The 18,989-nt window shown below is 43.1% G+C and carries 14 protein-coding genes; 4 read left to right on the top strand and 10 right to left on the bottom strand.

Translation table 11 applies throughout. The annotated features are described in order from the left end of the window. Positions 1-83: 83 nt before the first annotated feature. The 3 genes from AC58QO_RS12900 to AC58QO_RS12890 all read left to right on the top strand — a co-directional run bounded on the left by AC58QO_RS12900 (position 84) and on the right by AC58QO_RS12890 (position 2,220). A complete protein-coding gene (locus tag AC58QO_RS12900; RefSeq protein ID WP_497265974.1) occupies positions 84-521 on the top strand; it encodes a MarR family winged helix-turn-helix transcriptional regulator in 438 nt (145 codons plus the stop codon). A gap of 76 nt (positions 522-597) precedes the next feature. Beyond that, positions 598-1,026 (top strand): VOC family protein, encoded by a 429-nt coding sequence (locus AC58QO_RS12895; protein ID WP_497265972.1) that lies wholly within the window; start codon positions 598-600, stop codon positions 1,024-1,026. 207 nt (positions 1,027-1,233) lie between these two features. Then, a complete protein-coding gene (locus AC58QO_RS12890) occupies positions 1,234-2,220 on the top strand; it encodes a copper amine oxidase N-terminal domain-containing protein (RefSeq protein ID WP_497265970.1) in 987 nt (328 codons plus the stop codon). Between the two features lie 27 nt (positions 2,221-2,247). Here AC58QO_RS12890 and AC58QO_RS12885 read toward each other — a convergent pair whose 3' ends face one another. From AC58QO_RS12885 to AC58QO_RS12855, 7 genes are read right to left on the bottom strand one after another with little or no spacing between them, the layout of a single operon-like run. Next, positions 2,248-2,928 carry a DUF4956 domain-containing protein gene (locus AC58QO_RS12885; RefSeq protein WP_497265968.1) on the bottom strand — a complete coding sequence of 227 codons (681 nt, stop codon included), beginning with the start codon at positions 2,926-2,928 and terminating at the stop codon, positions 2,248-2,250. 27 nt (positions 2,929-2,955) lie between these two features. Beyond that, positions 2,956-3,663 (bottom strand): polyphosphate polymerase domain-containing protein, encoded by a 708-nt coding sequence (locus AC58QO_RS12880; protein WP_497265966.1) that lies wholly within the window; start codon positions 3,661-3,663, stop codon positions 2,956-2,958. A gap of 2 nt (positions 3,664-3,665) precedes the next feature. Then, complete coding sequence (gene pelG, locus AC58QO_RS12875) at positions 3,666-6,767, bottom strand: exopolysaccharide Pel transporter PelG (protein WP_497265964.1); 3,102 nt, start codon at positions 6,765-6,767, stop codon at positions 3,666-3,668. After that, the gene (gene pelF, locus AC58QO_RS12870; RefSeq protein ID WP_497265962.1) at positions 6,755-8,188 is read right to left on the bottom strand and encodes a GT4 family glycosyltransferase PelF; all 1,434 of its coding nucleotides are present in this window, start codon (positions 8,186-8,188) and stop codon (positions 6,755-6,757) included. The genes pelG and pelF overlap by 13 nt, the downstream gene beginning before the upstream one ends. Before the next feature lie 5 nt (positions 8,189-8,193). Next, the gene (locus AC58QO_RS12865; RefSeq protein ID WP_497265960.1) at positions 8,194-10,014 is read right to left on the bottom strand and encodes a DUF2194 domain-containing protein; all 1,821 of its coding nucleotides are present in this window, start codon (positions 10,012-10,014) and stop codon (positions 8,194-8,196) included. Next, positions 9,989-10,918, bottom strand: a complete 930-nt coding sequence (locus AC58QO_RS12860; RefSeq protein WP_497265958.1) for a hypothetical protein — start codon at positions 10,916-10,918, stop codon at positions 9,989-9,991. Before AC58QO_RS12860 ends, AC58QO_RS12865 begins: the two co-directional genes overlap by 26 nt. Beyond that, complete coding sequence (locus AC58QO_RS12855) at positions 10,911-13,103, bottom strand: NAD-dependent epimerase/dehydratase family protein (protein WP_497265956.1); 2,193 nt, start codon at positions 13,101-13,103, stop codon at positions 10,911-10,913. The genes AC58QO_RS12860 and AC58QO_RS12855 overlap by 8 nt, the downstream gene beginning before the upstream one ends. Before the next feature lie 251 nt (positions 13,104-13,354). On the opposite strand from AC58QO_RS12855, the gene AC58QO_RS12850 reads away from it, so the two are divergent. Continuing rightward, the gene (locus AC58QO_RS12850) at positions 13,355-14,755 is read left to right on the top strand and encodes a DUF4832 domain-containing protein (protein WP_497265954.1); all 1,401 of its coding nucleotides are present in this window, start codon (positions 13,355-13,357) and stop codon (positions 14,753-14,755) included. 74 nt (positions 14,756-14,829) lie between these two features. Here AC58QO_RS12850 and cls read toward each other — a convergent pair whose 3' ends face one another. The 3 genes from cls to glgD all read right to left on the bottom strand — a co-directional run bounded on the left by cls (position 14,830) and on the right by glgD (position 18,986). Continuing rightward, positions 14,830-16,284, bottom strand: a complete 1,455-nt coding sequence (cls, locus tag AC58QO_RS12845; RefSeq protein ID WP_497265952.1) for a cardiolipin synthase — start codon at positions 16,282-16,284, stop codon at positions 14,830-14,832. 115 nt (positions 16,285-16,399) lie between these two features. Further along, on the bottom strand, positions 16,400-17,830 hold the full coding sequence (gene glgA / locus AC58QO_RS12840; protein ID WP_497265950.1) for a glycogen synthase GlgA: 1,431 nt from the start codon (positions 17,828-17,830) through the stop codon (positions 16,400-16,402). Positions 17,831-17,873: 43 nt separating this feature from the next. Next, positions 17,874-18,986 carry a glucose-1-phosphate adenylyltransferase subunit GlgD gene (gene glgD, locus AC58QO_RS12835; protein ID WP_497265948.1) on the bottom strand — a complete coding sequence of 371 codons (1,113 nt, stop codon included), beginning with the start codon at positions 18,984-18,986 and terminating at the stop codon, positions 17,874-17,876. Positions 18,987-18,989 lie beyond the last annotated feature (3 nt).

The following is an 18,989-nucleotide window of genomic DNA, read 5'->3' as shown; positions in this document are numbered from 1 at the left end:
TCTATGCTATAGTTAATGTGTATACTCAGTAATTCGATTTATACTGAGTATACTCAGTACTTTTGCGACTGTCAAGGAGGACTATGAAACCTACATCTACCCCATCCGCTGGTGATGTCTTACAACTTTTAATACGTACCACACATCGTCTCCACACACAATTTGAGGAGCACTTGTCTTTGCTCGGTATCCCGTCCTATTTAACGGGGCCGCGCGTACGGGTACTCATTGCGATTGAAGAGGCAGGCAGTATACGAATGTCAGATCTTGCTTCGAAACTAGGGATAAAAGCACGTACTGTCACACAATTTGTGGATGCGCTTGAGCAAGAGAACCTCCTCATTCGCACCACGGACCCCGATGACCGGCGAGCAACCTTCCTCCAATTGACGGATGAAGCCCCCCCATTAATTGCCAAAGCTCGGTCTGCTATGAGCCATGCATCTGAACAGATCCTTCATTCTTTATCCCCTGAAGGACGAAGCCAGCTTCAAACTCTGCTTCTTGGCCTAATTGAATAGAAGCAGTTGGATTTTCTTCAAGACCAATGGTAGAATATAGGGGATTGACCAATTTCACTATAAGAGGAGAATGGCTATGTCAGTAAATGCTTATTTAAATTTCCCAGGAAACACACGCGAAGTAGTAAATTTCTACGCAGAAGCTTTTAACTTGCCAACTCCAAAAATCATCTCATTTGGCGATATGCCACAAAATCCTGATTACCCGCTTCCTGAAGAAGCTAAAAATGGTGTTATGCATGCTCGCCTGGATATTAACGGAAGCCCTCTGATGTTTTCCGACACGTTCCCAGGTATGCCATACGTTGTAGGGAACAACATCAGTCTTTCATATGTCAGCTCCAACGAAGAAGAAATTAAAAATGTATTTCATAAGTTGAAAGTTGGCGGCAAAGTAGCTATGGAGCTGCAAGCAACGGACTGGAGTAAATTATACGGTCAAGTTGAGGACAAGTTCGGCATTCTCTGGCAGTTTAACTTAGAAGAAGGCGACGGATCGTACTAATCAGTTCGTTGTAGAATATCCAACCTCATACTTGCAGCCGCTGGATCCTTCCAGCGGTTTTTTGTTTTTTCACAAGTGTTTAATCCTTGAATTCTCTATACTTTTTCGTGTTAATAGGTTTAAATGAGCTAGAATTCTTGATATGATGAGAGAATAGAATTTGGTATACTTTGCTATATTTAATTTCCCTTCGAAAAGGATGAGCTTATGCGTTGGATTCCCTTTATTACATCACTCTCTGTCATCATCCTGCTTGGGGCGGATTCCCTCTCAGAAAGCTCTAGTCAAGAGATTGAACTACTACAGTTCCGTTCGCAAATTGCACCTACCAATGCGCCTGTTACCGCCACACTTCATGGTGCAGAGCAATTTGAGGTCACTTGGCGATTACAAGAAGCTTCCCCTCAACAACTTTTCATCTCAAAGGATAGCACGGCATTTTATCGATCCAACAATCAATGGAAATCTGTCCTTCCAAGTGGTGAAAGGCAAGTCGTTAAGCCAAGCGTCAATCTCCCCGCCCCTGCGAGCTCTTCCGTTTGGCCTAATTTACAAGTAACTGAACGCAGCTTGACTCTACTCGAAAATACCAAAGAGGACTGGACCTACTCGCTTCCCGAAACACATCAAATTCGTCCAGAAACGCTTCAATTTGATGCGGCCGAGCATCTCTATTTTCAGGATAACAATGGCAGTTGGTATTCGCTCGATCATAACGGGAAAGAACGCTACAAGTTAATTCTGCACGCAGAAGACAAGCAGTTCGTCTGCAAGGCCGCACAGTCCGGAGATGCCTTCTGCACGTCACCAGATCTTGGCATCTTTGCTATCCAAGAACAAACAAACGCCCCTCGCCTCATCATTGATGGCAAAGAGCGCTTTTTTACGCAACGTCCTCAAATTGTAAACGACCGTACCTTCGTTCCCCTGCGTTCCATATTCGAGGCCATGCAGACGAAGGTCAACTGGGATGAAGAAACGATGTCTGTCACAGCGGTCAAAGGAAGCCGTACGATAACACTTACTCTAAACAGTGACAATGCCCAATTGAACGGTAAAAAGATTCAGATCGATGCCCCTCCTATCCTTATTGAAGGCAGCATGTACGTTCCGCTTCGCTTTGTTGGAGAAGCGCTAGGCGCAGCTGTAATCTGGGAGCATGCAACGCGAACCATTCAGATCGTCAGCAATTAGCGCTTAGGAGATAGCGTATTTCTCACGTTATTGGGCGTAGTCACCCGTATAATTAATAAGAGATACATCTTGAACGCCTTCAATTTGAGACAACTCATTTACAAAAGCTGTGTTATCATCACGAAGACGCATCTCCAGTGTCAACTCCGTAAAGTTCTTGCGGACCGTCTTCGATTTCACCTGATAATTCATCTGTCTTAATCTTATGCGCAGCTCGCCTATGGAATCGTCTGTATGACGAATGATCAATAGGTAGGGCTGTTCTCTTATTTTACGTCTGGACAAAAATAGAAGTGCTGCCCCAATTGCCAAAGAACCGAGCAATGAGACCGGATAGAGCTTCGCTCCCGTGGCGATCCCTACCGAAATCGCCCAGAACATATAGACGATATCCAGTGGATCTTTCACCGCTGTTCGAAATCTCACGATACTGAGTGCTCCGACCATGCCAAGTGATAAGACAATGTTTGTGCTGATCGTCATAATAATGAGTGTCGTGATCATGCTCATCAGGACAAAAGTAACGTTATAGTTATAGCTGTAGACGACTCCACGAAACGTTTTACGATAGATATAATAGATAAACATACCGATTCCGAATGATACAGCTAACCCCAGCAATATATCAATGTATGAAATATTACGAAATGCCTCCAAATGGACAATACTCTTTTTGACGACATCCTGGAAATTGAGCGAATCTCCCATCTTTTCTCCCCCTTTCCCTTTGAACGATTAAGGTCTAAAATGCCGATAACCCAACTCACGGCAAATAACATATTTGGAAATACTGGAACGATTATGAGCATCCGGACGTACGATTAGTCGGATTGCTTCCGGGAGAAAGTCGTTGTACTTAATCTCCATAATAGTTCTAGTTGAATCAAGCGCTTCTGTCAGGACCAGATTGGGGTCGAACAAATCATGTGTATTAACACCCGCTGATAACATTTTATCAAATGTAATACGAACATCACCTAACTCATACACATAGGCCTCACGAACATAATCGACAATAGCAGCTGGTTGATACCCGCCACTCAGCGCTCTGTAGAAATCCTTAATCAATTGATGATCTTGCCCTAACAGAAAGGATATATCACCCTTTAATAACTGATCATATTCTTCTCTACTCAGCTGGACGGCTTCTTTGCACACATAGTCGCCGTACTTGCTTTTTCTTTCCAGCTTAATCGTCTGGTCGCCGCCATTATAAATACGAATGCGATATTTTTGTCTTCCAAAAATGCCGTTCACTTTATCATAAAGTGAATGATCCTGCGGTCCGTCGAAATATAAGCTGCGGATGCCGTACCCATCCTTGTCATCGGAATTACCGTCCAATTGAAGCATTGCAGCAAGCCGTTGACGCAGCGTTACATATTCGTATGGGTGTATATAATATTTAAGTTCATGCCGCAGTTTTTTCCCGAGAAATTGCACGTTTACTCCACCTTTATAGCTCTAACACCGTAGTAGGGCTTACCATCAACCGATTGTAATTCAAATGCAACTTGCTGGTGTCCAAACTCGTCTTTCACAATTACTTTCCAGTAATAATCTCCGGGTTTCAAAGTATTTAATTCAACACTAGTTTCTTTTATTTTCGTTCGTTGCTCTACAATATCCTTAAAATCCGGATCTTTAGCTAGTGTCCAATCATAAGTCAAATCGTCCCCTTGGAGATCAAAGGATGGATCCCATTCAAACCTATATTTGTCGTTTTCATGAATTAAATCCCCCATATAAAATGGCTTCGGCTTTTGTACATCTGCATTAAAGCGCTCAAGTGATCTAAGCGGTACGCCCTCTATCCTCTTGAATTCATCATTGAGCTTGTCAAGTTGAATCGGTAGAAAGTTAATATCTGGTACTTTCTGTATAAATGGCTCGACAATGCCACGATATGTTTGCATTTGTGAAGCAACTGTCTCCTTGTTAATCACTACATATAGTTCGTCAATTTTATCTTTCAGCAATTGGACGTTTTTCTCGCTACGGAAAAACCTATTGTGCAGCACACTTCCCCAATAAGTACTGATTCCATCATTATACGGACTAATACTTCCCTCCTCGCGTTGAAGCTCCCATCCTCCGTCATAGTCCCACGGTAGAAAATACCATTTATTAGAATTCAAGGGGGAATATAAGAAGAAATTATGTGCATCCGTATCCATATTATCCATCAGGATGTTCGAGGCAAGAAAAGTCAGGTAATTGTCGAGATCAAAATGCTTGGCGAAAACTTCATCAATAGGAATTGTCATATTGTTCACTTCATCGAGCATCGCCAGAAGCTTGTCATGATCTTCATATCCATTTATCTCTAGGTGCTTCTCAAATGCTGCTTTGTTATATGCCGGGTCAGACATTGACTTGAGTTCATCTGGGTACCGGTAAAACTCGAACATGACCGCTTTGTACAATTGACCATTTGGGTCCAACCAATGACTCTTCAAGAACTTTTCATTAGGTTGTTCAATATGAGTAAACAAACCATAATCCTCGAATGTTTTTCCCTTTCCTTCAGACAGATCTTTTACGTATAGATGCACGAATTGAGTCCTCAAACTTGTCATATTAGGTAAGGTCTCAAAAATATCGAAACTTAGTTTATTACGTATTCTCGTGCTATCCAGAATGTGTTTGTTAAGGTTCAACGTCCGTTGGTCATGCCATAAGCCTGCTTGATCCTCCAAACGAATCTTATAAGAGCGTTGAGCTGCATATCGAGCCGTATTACCTCGCAAACTAATTTTCCCATTGCTTTCTGTGCTCCCATACCCAAACATACCGGATTTAGGACCACTTCCGTCTTGTGCGCCTTCCTGAACGATGACTTTAAGATCTCCGTCTTCCATTAGGCTACTAATCCGATTCATTGCATACCAGGAAAGTGGATTTCCTTTGCCGCTCTTATCTGGCAAGATGGTCAAGTAAAGCGTATCTACGGACTTATCATTATCCTGCTGATAGAGCCGCTTATCTTCAACCAACTTATTATTAGCCGCAAACGGAGCCGTGTTTGGCGGTGTTGCCTGTATTTCTGCGCTAGATTCCTTCGCCACTTCCTCTGAGCAGGCAGTAAGGAGAATCGCTGTGGCAAGTAGCATCGTAGCAACCATAGATTTCCCTCTAATACGCCCCCACAAAGACACTCGCTTTTGAACCGTGATCGGTTGTGCACAAAACGTATAGTAATCTATGTTTCTTACATACACAATCAGACGAGCTAACGCACAAAGCAGTGTGATGAAGGCTGCTATGAAAATGCCAAGACCGTGATATTCTACAGTCATCGACCAATAGGTGAATCCCGCATTTAATACGACAAACAAACTGCTAACTGCAAGCACTCCTTTTCGATCGTCAAAATACAACATAATCAGCATAATAATAAAAGACATAATGAACACAAAGTAACCTAACACGAGCGTATTAAACGTATAGAGCTGTGCGATGGAAAATCCGAGCATGGGGAGTAGTTTAATGCCTAAAGCCAGTGACACGACAGTAAACAATAGCTGCACCTCCATCATAAAACTAACCTCTTGCATCAAAGTTCGCTGCATATCCGCTTTGGCACGTGTAATTTCCAGCAGTGTGCCCCCATTTAAAATTTTATCATAATATCCGCGAAATTTATCAAAAAAAGATGTTTCCACAGATACAACAAATGTAACTAGTGTCGGTACTACCGTTAAATACGCGTAAAAGACCGGCAAATCATAGAAGGGAGAAATGACATACTTTCCTCCGATCAGTTCGTTATATGGACTGAACCAATAAACGAAACTATGTACATATACGCCAGAATAAAAAAAGGTACCGATAAAGAATAGGGATGGATATTTACTGAAATAAGTGAAGAAGTCAAAATAAACGCGACTGGATTTCCGCGGGAATTTTTGTTCGAAATGGTAGGCGGTCAGCAGCACAATGAGCATGAAGCCGATATCCATCATAGTAAGTACTGCTGCAGCGCTCTTATACGGTGTATATTTCAGAAGCAGCCACGAGCCCAGAATAGCTATGACAACACCATAACAAAAGTTTCTTACAATCCGTTTGTAATCCTTTAGCGCAGAAAGATGTACCGACTGCAGCCAGATAATGATTAATTCAGAGAAGAACAGAAAGGCAGCAGCTTTGTAGCCGATTCCGGATGATACTTTCCTTAAAAACAACCATGCAACTAATGAACCGATTGGCAATGCAACTGCAACTGCTCCATAGTAGGAAGAAAGCAAATGCTCGTATTTTTTCAAATAGATCATATCCGAAATATAGCGGGTCACGATCATCGATAACCCTCCGGTAATGAGCACTGAAAAAATGAAGCAATAAACGACCGTCGCGAGGAAAAGCTGTCGTTCCAAGTAAGGAGACTCTGCCGAAATCATGAACCTCTGCATAAAGACAATGGTGCTCATGCACAAAATCATCGGACCTACCGTCGTCATTGATGAATATGCGTAAGCTCTAAAGCTATTTAATAGCCCCTGTTGTCCGAATAATCTCCTTAACTCAAATCCTATACCCGCCATGCGTTCACCTCCCGATACGAGTCATACAGCACCTGATAACCTTCAATAAACTGCTTCCGGGTATAGTGCTTTCCAGCCCGCTCCAGTCCGTTTCTTCCCATATCCTCCCGCAGCTTTTTGTTCTTACAAAGCTTGATGAGAGCTGTGGCCATCTGATCATAATGCATCACGGGAACGACGATTCCCGCCGGACCTATGTCGTCATCCCTGCCGTAAAGCAGCTCGCGACAACTTCCCACATCCGTTGCGACAAACGGTTTAGCGCTAGCCATTCCTTCCAGAATTGCCAATGGCATTCCTTCGCTTACACTGGACAAGACCAGAATATCCATTCGTCCTAAATATTCTTTAATTCGAACTTCCCCTGTAAAAATGACACCTTCCACTTGCAGCGTATCCACGAGTTGTTGACATTCTGTCAGGTATTCTTCATCTTCTTCCGAAGGTCCCATAATATACAACTCAGCATGCGGTACTTCCCGTTTAACAAGCGCAAAGCTTTGAATCATTGTCTTGATATCTTTGATGGGCACCACACGAACGATTGCGCCTATACGCACAATGGAATCATCCGGCCTTTTCTCCAACACAACTTCTTCATAGTCTGCTAGATTAACGCCATTCGGTATGATTGTAATTTTCTCTGGGTTGCACCCCAGTTCAATTTCAATTTCACGATTACGGTTAAATAAAGTAATAACCTCATTGGCACTGGCATAAGCGCACTCTGAAAGTCGGTAAAAGTATTCAATCCATAGGTCTTTAAAATAACCCTTTACCCATCCAGCTTTAATTATTTCCTCTTCACGCTCGCGAGAGTAAATTCCATGCTCAGTTACCAAGTAGGGTTTATCGTAAAGATGCTTGGCTAAAGCTCCAATCACTCCCGCATATCCCGTGGAGACACTGTGATACAGATCTGCTTTCGGAATTTCATGTCGAATGGATAGAAACAACGGAAGAACCATCGAGCGAACCGTCCAGAACATTTCCGTAAATGGAATCTGGGGATAGCGTTCATTGCATAAAGACACCAACAAATCAAAATAATCCTTGCTCATGAGAAAATCAGAGGCAACACGAAACTTCTTCGTTCGCAGCAAATTAAAGAGCTCTGCCCACTCCAATCGGCCGCCGCCGCCAAGCAAGGATTGGAACGACTCCTGCTCAATATCAGTCAAGCGAAAGCGATGCCCCCACTCACCTGCTTCCCGCAAGTAAGCGTCAAGAAATATTTCTTTCACCTCGACAACATTGGAAGGCAGCTTATATTTAAATTGCCCTCGCTGCTTCTCGAATGCACCGATGGTGAATATGACAAATTCGTGCTCTGGAATATTCGTAATCAAGGAGTGAATCCAGCTTGAAACCCCTCCGGTTACGTAAGGATAGGATCCCTCGGCGATAATACAGATACGCATCTTAATCATTCACCCAATTCAATGTCAAATTCACTATTATTCGCAGTAATTAAATACGTATTGGTGTCTATTTTTTCAACCTTGCAGCCATGCAGCTTTCCGATTTTTCTATCCATTCTAGCAATAAAGAATGCCCGATCGTGGAACGATGTCATCTTGCCGTGCAGGATGTTTCCATCTACATTCAACGATACCTGACTCGCGAGCTGTTCTTCCATATCAAAGGCGGCCTCTGCCGATGTCATTGCCCTTAACCATGGATAGGTTTGTCTGATGCGGTCGAGTAATTCGGAGAAGTTTTTATACATTTTATCCCAAGTTAAACCTTCGCTGCGATCCTTTGAAACAATATCATCCGGATGGATAAAATGAGAAATGATCCCGTGTGTCGTGATGGCATTAGCCATTAACCACCTTTGAAAATTACCTTCTGAATAACCAGAAGTCACACGAGGCATTTCCAAAATACCGTCGCTTCCTATGGCATATTCCTGCACATAAGCAAGATTGCTCCCGTCTTCTGGATATAAGGAAGCGATGACCGCAAGTGAAGGCCAGCTCTTCTTCAATGCTTCCCTTCCCTCCGGACTAAGTACATTCGAAGGAGGGACATACGAAACCATGGAATAACTTGGAAATGCCTGATGCGCGAAATCCACGGCTTCCTTCGTGGCCGCTGCCATATCATCGATACTGCCCCAAGGCGTATATTCGAACGCATCCGCGACTTCTTTACTTAACGTAAAAGATTGATGATTATACCCATGCAGCCCAATCTCTCCACCGCTCTTCAGTACCTCTCGTCCAAATGTGATGAGACCCTTGGAATCTTTGTCAGATGGAGACTCAAAAGGCGGCTGGACTCGATTCTGATAAGATTCAATAAGAACTGCCGTATATTTAACATCACTTTTTTTCGCCAGCGACAGCATATCTGGCCACCAAATATCTTTGAAGAACGCTGGTCGCATTTTATTATACTCATCATAAATAATAGGATCTATTTCGTTGGATATCGGCATAGGAAAATCATCAAGATAGATAATCTTCGAATTGAAAATCGGGTAAACAAACACAGGTTCAAGCTTACTGAGCGCTCCTGCTATAAGCCCGCGGTTCAATTTTTCCTGCAGCATCGTCCCATTAAATACCATGAATTTGCCTTGGCCATAGTCATAATCCCAAAGAAGTGGAACACCCTCTGAAGATTTCGCCAATACTCTGCTCTTCTTATCCAATTCCACCTGCAACATCGTATTAACGATGAAGGAATCGTTGATGTTTAAATCTTTCTCACCAATCAATACATTCGAGGTTAAATGAACGCCTTTCGAGTTCAGGCTCTCGCTGGCGTTCACTATGCCCATCTTCCGATAAAGCCGGTAAAAAGCATCTCCCTTCTCAGGAGTCGTCTCTTGCAATACATATCCGCCTTGTTTCACATACATGGCAAGTTCGTCAAGATTTCCGATCAACGCCATGTTCGCCAATGTCGATACAACAACTTGGCATCCAGTTGCCTGAAACACTCCGCTTCGGATATCGGAAGATTTTACAGGCTTTTTCATATACCCTAACACATGCTCTGTTTGTGTTTTTAATTTCAGACTGTATTCATCCGTACCATCGAAAACCACACAATAAGGTTTGCCAGCATTCTGCACCTGTACAACTGCCGGCTTCAACCCTTTTAAATTTCCATTCTCAGTTCCGTTGCGATTAAACTGTAGAATGAATTGAGAATTGGTGACTTGCACAGCAATTGCCAGAAACAAAATACCAATAAGTATGATGTAGACATTACGCTTGAATCCTACTTTTTTCATCCGTCTTCTCCTCTGACCAAAACCTCACAACAGTTAATGCCTGATTCGATAATCGTATGGGAGATTTCCTTAGTTGAATCAACGTCGTTTTTAATTGGTCGATCGAGCGCATCGTATAATACACTTTCATTAGACTAAGATAAGCATCCTCATGTAACGGAAATTGCTTTAGATACAATAACGCAGTTTGTTCCGCTTCTGCATATTCTTCCAATTCAAGATCGGTTTTAATTTTGTCGACATAGGCTTCCGCTGCTTCGGGGACTTGCTCAATTAACAATTTCAAGACGTTCGTATACGTATAGCAATATTTGATTCTCGTCCGTTCATCAAGAAAACCGCTGCGCATATACGATTTTAATATCTCTGAGTAAGAACGCAGAACTTGAGGATCTCGCTTATTCTCCTCGAATTTGACTGCCAGCTCTTGCAGATTTATCACTATTTTGCGCTTTAATTCCATAATCGCACTGACGGCATAATGCGATGTTTCCGTATCTTCGTTACTAACGGCCATCTGAAGAATTTCTAAGTAGTCCAAAGAGTCTTGTTTCAATAAATCAATCATGACACGGCGTCTCGTAGCCAAATCGTTAACAAGCAGTGTCTCCTCCAGCGGGACAATATTCATCTCTTTTTCCGTTTCCAATTTGCTCACAATATTCGGAAGCGTCGTGTTTTCAACGAGAATCTCGTCGAATAACTCCTTCCTTGCTCTTTCATGACGCATATCACTACGCTCATGCCATCGCTTAGAACGAAAGGCAGGCAGGAGAAAGCCAATGACCGGGAATCCGACAGCAAGTACGATTCGAACCCATGCTTCATTCTTATCATGCCGGTGTCGGAAGCCAATACACACTGTGCAAAGGGCGATGTAAATCAGCAGCACCCACTCAAGCATAGCTGAACTCCTCTTCCACCATGCGCATATAAATACCATTTTGCTCAAAACGGTTTAAGACGAAAGAAGCTTCCTCTTGATTGGAATTGGAGAGCAGCACAACAAGCTTACCTTCCCTGCTCATACCCAAATAATCTGTTTCACGCAAGAATTTGGACACTAATTGTGTTGTTTCATCCACAACGGCAAAGGTTTCGATTGGTGTAAGCAACATGAACTCGACGCCATGTTTCGCATTAGCCAATTGTTTGCTAGCTAATATATCGGCAAAAACTTCCGGTTTCAACACCGTCGTTCCTTCCAAATAGCGCTGATTAACCGTAGCCTCCACATAGGAAAGAGCTCTCGAAAGAGAAGAAGAAATTAAATCCACCATAATCTTGAAAAGATTTTGGTGATATAACGTAAAATTATCGAACTTCATCGAATAAATGGAAATGACAGCGACAACTTTGCCTTGATTAAAGATTGGCGCAGCAAGAAGCGGAACGCCTCCCGTTAATTCTTTATTTACAAAAAGCTTTTTATCTTGCAGCAGCGTTTGGATATAAGGAAAATCCTCCACCTTCATCGATTTGCCTGCTTCGAATTGCGTACTGCTAGACTTCGCTAGGAGACGAAGATAACTGCCATATTTATTCACCGTGTAGATCGTGACTGTTTGCGATTTCATGACAGATTCCACGACACTAACCGTCGACGTAAATATTTTTTCCGGCTCAAGACTCTCCAGTTCTTTAATAACGGAGTAAATTTTACCAAAGCTGTCTCCATTATTCATGATTTGCTGTTGAAGCTCATCCTTAACCTGGCGTGTCTCCTTAAATACTTCTGTTAAGAACTCGTGCTTCTCCGACAGCGTAACTAGCTCCTGCTTCTTGGACTCAAACTTCGTGTTCTTACGCTCGACGGCATAACCGACGACTAAGCCTATAAATAAATAAACGGCAACGTGAAAGAAGAAATCCGTATCATAAAAAAGGGATAGCAATTCCCGCCCTATACGAAGTTGATCGTAAATATAAAGTGCAGTTGACATCCCGACAGCAAGCATGGATTGCCTATTGCCATAGAGAATGCCGAGTAAAATAATATAAATAATTTTGATATCAATAAAATCAGACAAGCTGTCTCTGAGTAGTAAGCTGACCCATGCAGTTATTCCGAATGCCAGGGCATTCTCGGCATAGGGCACCAGCACACGTAGGAATTGGCCAAATTTTGAATGCGAGCTTTGTTTCTTGGCCTTGACTCTCGTCTTTTCACTAGCGCTGTTCTTCTGCATGAACCAATCATACGTCTTCGCAAGCCCCTGCTGAAACGTGTACTTGGGTATCCAGTCCAAATCATTCACGATACGTTTATTATCTAGTTTTGACCGGTAGATATCCCCCTCTCGTTGGCCCAAATGTGTAAGAGATACCGATCCATGCATACTTTGCAAAGCGTCAATTAAATCTTTGACCGAATTTTCCGTACTCGCAGATAAATTATAGATACCTGTTAAATTAGAGTAGGATGAACGATAAATGGCATCGGCAACATCTTCTACGTAGATAAAGTCCCTCGTTTGACCACCATCGCCGTATACGATAAGTTCTTTTCCACTCATCACTCTTCCCATAAATATGGAAATAACGCCACCTTCACCGACACTGCCTTGGCGTGGCCCGTATACATTTGAGAAGCGGAAACATAACGTGTCCAAACCGTATAATTCCTTCCACTTACCGCAATACGTTTCACCGATCCATTTATTGATGCCATATGGGGAAATTGGATCACAAGTTGCGGTTTCAGGAATAGGAATTTGATCATTGTTCCCATAAACAGCAGCAGATGAAGCAAAAATAAACTTGATAACATTGTACTTCTGCGCTAAAGAAAGCATGTTAGACAAACCGAGCACATTGGACTTCGAATCCAGTATCGGGTCCTCAATCGATGTCTTCACATTCACTTGAGCCGCAAGATGAACAACAGTATCAAACCGATTACTGCGAAAGATCTCCTCACATTTCCGATCTTCTACCGATAAGATGTATCCCTTATGCTTAAAGTCTATATTTTGCTTATCTCCGGAAGACAAATTATCTATGATAAAAACTTCATATCCTTCTTTGTAAAAGCGCTCTGCGACAAAAGATCCAATAAAGCCATATCCTCCTGTAATTAACACTTTCATACCGAGTTCCTCCAGGACAAATATTTATGTACGTTAGTTTACAAAAACCGTCTAACTTCACAGCACTATTATAGTACTTATAGCATATATTCAAGCTATTTAATAGTCAAATTTTACAGATTCCAAGCATTTACTAGTTCTTAAGAACTAGTTTTTAAGTGAATTTCACATTTGATTACCGTATTTTGTCTTGTAACGACTTCCCCTGTCTGATACTATTTTCATAGAGCGGACAATTGGGGGGACATCTCATGAATTTACGTCGTCATCGCATTCTAATTTCTATCTGTCTAGCAGTCGCAATATTAAGTATATTAGGCTACAGGAATCTTGTGGCTTCAGAAGTCATTACCCGAGTTTCTTACTATCCCGCGGAAACAGATTTAGTCCTGAACAACCCCTATATGGGGTTTGTGATAGATGCCAGAAATAAGGAAGTTAAACAGCCTGTACGACTTGCTTATGCGAATTTAACATGGGCTGAACTGGAACCCGAAAAAGGACAATTCGCTTTCGATGCAATTGAAAAGAAATTTCAGTTTACGCGTTGGAAGGAAAAGGGCGTATCTCTAATTCTTCGTGTGGTTCTTGATTACCCGCAAGAAGAAGCGCATCTCGATATTCCAAACTGGTTGTATGCAGAAATCGACAAACAGGGAATCTCGTATGATCTCGACTACGGCAAGGGCTTCAGTCCCGACTACAACAATCCAGTTCTGATAAACAATCACAAGCGACTGATTGAAGCATTAGGAAACCGATATAACAACGATTCACAAATTGCTTTTATCGAGCTGGGCAGCGTAGGACACTGGGGTGAGTGGCATACCATGGATGAAGGCGATAATCGAATCGATTTTCCAAAAGAAGAAATTACAGATCAATACGTAGCGCATTATTTGCGTTATCTTGATCAGAAACAGCTTCTCATGAGAAGACCTCATGACATCGCTTTGCATAATGATCTTGGCTTATATAATGATGCTTTCGGCTCACGAAATGCAACGATCGACGGATTCATGCGGTGGTACACGGAAGGCTACACGTCCTGGCTTACGCAAACCAAACAGCCCGCCATGCCTGACTTCTGGAAATCTGCGCCAAGCGGCGGGGAATTTAAACCTGATGTAAACTTTATGACGGATGCCCAAATTGAAGAGACACTGCTGCAAGCAAAGCTGACGCATGTTAGTTGGCTTGGACCGAGCTCACCTGCTGAAGAGCCTTATGGCGGCCGATTTCAAGCGAATATTGATCGATTCCTGAAAACGATTGGTTATCGATTTGTGATCGCCAAGGAGTCTCACGAAACGGATATTCGCGCAGGAAAACCACTTCATGTCAAACTTAGCATGATCAACAGAGGGGTAGCGCCATTTTACTTTGCATGGCCGTTAGAACTTTCACTGACGAATGAACAAGGAGAAATTGTCTCCCATGTTCGAACAAATATAGATATTCGCCATTGGCTTCCAGGTAAAACCGAGGTAACTGACATGTTACCTATTCCAGAGAATCTTGCGTCTGGACACTACCAAGTCAACGCTGCGATACTCAATCCCCAATCAGGCAAGCCTGAGGTGGACTTCGCTAACGACGGCAAGAGAAGTGACGGTCGATATAAGCTCGGGACAGTCAATGTACTAAATTAATTGCTAGAGTTATCACATCACCATAATGCAAAAATAGGCCTATGTGCTTTGCACAGGCCTTCTTTCTATTTATTTTACAGTATCGGTGAAATCAACTTCGAAATGGACTCCAGAAACCGGATACGCAGCGACCGTTTTTCATATTCCTCAATGGTCAACTCCATGCACCCCTCCATGTCCTTCCAGAAGGTGTTCTCCAGCTTCGTTGCCGTCTCCTCATGAAACATCAACGCATTCGTTTCAAAATTAAGCCGCAAGCTGCGAATATCGAAATTCGCTGTACCGACAGAAGCCACTTTGCCGTCTACGATAATCGTTTTGGCATGCAGAAAACCGTAATCATAGAGATAACATTTCACACCAGCGCGTAATAACTCTCCCACATAATACAGCGAAGCCCAATGCACGAATAGATGGTCCGCTTTCTCAGGTATCATAATTCGCACATCAATCCCCGATAGCGCGGCGATCCGCAGGGCATTCAACATGCTTTCTTCGGGAATAAAATAAGGCGTTTGCAGCAATATTCGGCTTTTGGCCATATATATCAGTTTGAGAAAAGTATGTACAAAATGCGGCCATGTCTCATTCGGACCGCTTGCAACGATTTGCATAGGAACCTGACCCTGCACAGCATTTTCCAAATTTGCTGGGAAATAACGCGAATCCACCTCCAGCTCATTGGACGAAGCTAGATTCCAATCTAATATAAATCGCGACTGTAAAGCACGCACTACACTGCCCGTCAGTCTTAGATGTGTATCCCGCCAGTAGCCAAACTTCGGGTTCAAACCAAGGTATTCATTGCCAATATTAAATCCGCCGATATACCCGATTTGACCATCAATGACTACAAGCTTGCGATGATTGCGATAGTTGACGCGGTAGTTTAGAAAAGGGATTCGTGAAGGAAAGAATGCGGCTTTCTGTCCACCCGCCTGTAGAAATGCCTTGAAAAACGAATCCTTCAACGTTCGAGACCCGATATCGTCATATAGAAAGCGAACAGTCACACCCTGCTTTGCTTTCCGTGTTAGCACCTCCATGACCCGCTGACCCAACGAATCATTCTTCACAATATAATATTGCATATGAATATGGTACTCCGCGGCCTCAAGTTTGCTGATCAAATCATTAAACTTCTCTACCCCGTCTGTGAAAATGTGCACATCGTTATCCTGCGACAAAAAAGAATCGTTCGTAGCTACATTCAAGTAGATCAAATAGCGATAATCCGAAACCATCGGATTGACATAGGGAAAAGTTCCATCCGTCAGCTGTTGCCGCTGCTCGCCAATCACAGTCTGCATGCGCTCTAGCATACGCTTATTCCATTTATACAACTTTCTGCGGCTCAAGTTCTGACCCAACATCACGTAGAGTAGAAATCCAAGAATAGGAATGAACAATAAGACCATTAACCATGACCATGTTGCGGCCACATTACGACGCTCTAAGAACACCACAGTGAGCGCCAGTAAAATGTTTACGACGAACACCAAGGTTAACATATGTGATAGCCAATCCACGCCCACAGCTCTCAACTCCAAACATGTTAAATCTTCTTTTTCTATTATACCTGAATTTTCTAAATTACGAAAAAGACCCCCTCATTCTTTCGAATCAGGAGGTCCTCTTCATACCTTAAGAGGTCATTTCTTTGTATAGTGCGATATATTGCTGAGCAGATTTCCGCCAACTAAAGTCGCCTTTTTTCATATTCTGCTGAATCTTCATCCAACTGTCACGATCATTCTTATAAAAAAATACAGCGCGCCTGATAATATGCAGCATATCATGTGCGTTGTAATGCGTGAACGAGAAGCCCGTGCCTTCTCCCGTAAACTCATTATACGGCTGCACCGTATCCTTCAGACCACCCGTTTCCCGCACGATAGGCACAGAGCGATAGCGTAGGGCAATCAATTGCCCGATACCGCACGGCTCGAATTGTGAGGGCATTAAGAAGAGATCTGATGCCGCGTAGAACTGATGAGCTAACGCTTCATCAAAGTAAATGTGCGCGGAGACTTTAGTCGGATGTGTTGCTGCAGCGTTCCGAAACATTTGCTCGTAGACTGGCTCGCCAGTTCCAAGAACAACTAGCTGAATGTCTAGCGCTAGAATCTCTCGCAGAACGTGCTGAATTAGATCTAAACCCTTCTGCTGCACAAGGCGAGTAACCAGTACAATCATCGGGATATCCCCGTTCACAGGCAATCCTAGGCGCTCTTGAAGAGCTAGCTTATTCTGAGTCTTCTTCTGAATGGAATCTCTGTAATTCACGACAAGGTTCTTGTCCGTCATCGGATCAAACACGTCGTAATCTATGCCATTCACGATGCCCGTTAATTGTTCTTTGCGGTGGCGCAGCAGGCTGTCCAAAAATTCGCCGTAATACGGCGTTTGAATTTCCTCTGCATACGTTTGACTAACCGTCGTGATCTGATCCGAATACAACAATCCACCCTTCAGGAAGCTCGCGCCCCCGTGAAGCTCTAAGGCAGTGCCTGAGAAGTGGTCGTCCGACAACCCGAACAAATCTTTGAACACCTGTTGGCCAAATACACCTTGGTATTTCAAGTTATGAACCGTCATCATCGTCTTGATCTCGCTAAAGAAAGGCAAATGCTGATAGTGTGCCTTCAACAAAACAGGGATCATTCCTGCTTGCCAATCGTGACAATGAATCACATCCGGCCCAAAATCCAAGTAAGGCAGCGCCTCAATAACGCCTCGGCAGAAGAATCCAAATCGCTCGGCTTCATCCCCATAGCCATAGATACCAGACCGCTTATAGTAATACTCATTATCTACGAAATAAAAGGTAACATCTTCATACACCAGCATTTCAATCCCGATATATAGCTTGCGCCAGCCCAACTGAATCTCAAATGATGTTACTAGTGTCATTTCGTCTCTATATTTAGCAGGAATATCCCCATACTTAGGCAAAATGACCCGAACGTCAAGCCCTTGACGCGTCAGCTCCTTAGGTAAGGAGCCGATCACATCAGCTAAACCGCCTGTCTTGATAAATGGTACGGCCTCCGAAGCCGCGAACAGTATTTTCATCTTGCCTCTCCTCCGACTTCAATCGAACCAAATCGACTTGCGATTAGATGACTTTGGTTTTCGCTGCAATGAATGGTGCTTTATTATCACCCGTTAACACGCGTCCGCGGCTAATGAAGACATCCTTATCGAGAATCGCATTCTCAATAATGACATTCTCCTCGATCTCGCAGTTTTGCAGGATGATACTGTTTTTCACGTAGGCCCCTTTGCGGATTTTCACACCGCGGAATAAGATGCTGTTCTCCACTTTACCTTCAATCTGACAGCCGTTCGCAATAAGCGTGTTTTTGGCCGAAGCGGATTCCAAATATTTGGCAGGCGGCTCATCCTTAACCTTTGTATAGATCAGATTGTTCTTCTGGAAGAACAATTCGCGCCAAATCGCTGGATTCAGCAACTGCATGCTGTGTTTGTAGTAGCCTTGAATCGAGTTCACAATACCCAGATGCCCCTCAAACTTATAGCCATACACACTAAGCTTATCAATGTTTTTCATAATGCCATCACGTACCAAATGATCGTAACCTTGCGCTAAGCAGGATTCTACCATATCCAACAGTAGAGCCTTGCTCATAATATACATTTCCATGGAGATGTTGTTCGTCCGCAGACGGCCTGTGTGATCTTCCATCAACGTCACTTGACCTGTATCCTTCACAGCCATGCGGCGGAATTTCCCATGAATTTCTTCATCGGTCTGCTTATAAATAACAGTGATATCCGCTTGCATATCTTCATGGTAACGAACAGCATCGTTCAAATCCAGATTGCACACCATGTGGCTGCGGGAAATAATAACGAACTCTTCTTTACCGCGGTAAAAATAGTCACGATGGCTGTAGAACTGGTACAAATCTCCACGGGAGATCCCTGTCGGCTCATCAAGTACGGAAGGAAGGACGAATAATCCTCCGCGCTTCCGATCCAAATCCCACTCTTTTCCTGACCCAAGATGATCCATTAATGAACGATATTTGTGTTGTGTGAATACAGCAACGTTATCGATCCCCGAATTTACCATATTGGATAATGCAAAATCGATTAACCGATAACGACCACCGAAAGGCACAGATGCCGGGCAGCGGAAATACGTCAATTCCTCCAAATCATCCGGTTCATTGACTAAATTAATGACTCCCATCACATGTTTCATCTG

The organism is Paenibacillus sp. J31R30 (genome assembly GCF_059692115.1).
The sequence above is the reverse complement of the archived record's forward strand: the minus strand, read 5'-3'. Positions and strand labels throughout refer to the sequence as shown.

Coding starts and splice junctions, on each gene's coding strand:
- glgD (WP_497265948.1), bottom strand. CDS start 18,986: ATGAAACATGTGATGGGAGTCATTAATTTAGTCAATGAACCGGATGAT.
- pelF (WP_497265962.1), bottom strand. CDS start 8,188: ATGCGTATCTGTATTATCGCCGAGGGATCCTATCCTTACGTAACCGGA.
- AC58QO_RS12890 (WP_497265970.1), top strand. CDS start 1,234: ATGCGTTGGATTCCCTTTATTACATCACTCTCTGTCATCATCCTGCTT.
- AC58QO_RS12895 (WP_497265972.1), top strand. CDS start 598: ATGTCAGTAAATGCTTATTTAAATTTCCCAGGAAACACACGCGAAGTA.
- AC58QO_RS12885 (WP_497265968.1), bottom strand. CDS start 2,928: ATGGGAGATTCGCTCAATTTCCAGGATGTCGTCAAAAAGAGTATTGTC.
- AC58QO_RS12865 (WP_497265960.1), bottom strand. CDS start 10,014: ATGAAAAAAGTAGGATTCAAGCGTAATGTCTACATCATACTTATTGGT.
- glgA (WP_497265950.1), bottom strand. CDS start 17,830: ATGAAAATACTGTTCGCGGCTTCGGAGGCCGTACCATTTATCAAGACA.
- AC58QO_RS12900 (WP_497265974.1), top strand. CDS start 84: ATGAAACCTACATCTACCCCATCCGCTGGTGATGTCTTACAACTTTTA.
- pelG (WP_497265964.1), bottom strand. CDS start 6,767: ATGGCGGGTATAGGATTTGAGTTAAGGAGATTATTCGGACAACAGGGG.
- AC58QO_RS12860 (WP_497265958.1), bottom strand. CDS start 10,918: ATGCTTGAGTGGGTGCTGCTGATTTACATCGCCCTTTGCACAGTGTGT.
- AC58QO_RS12855 (WP_497265956.1), bottom strand. CDS start 13,103: ATGAAAGTGTTAATTACAGGAGGATATGGCTTTATTGGATCTTTTGTC.
- AC58QO_RS12850 (WP_497265954.1), top strand. CDS start 13,355: ATGAATTTACGTCGTCATCGCATTCTAATTTCTATCTGTCTAGCAGTC.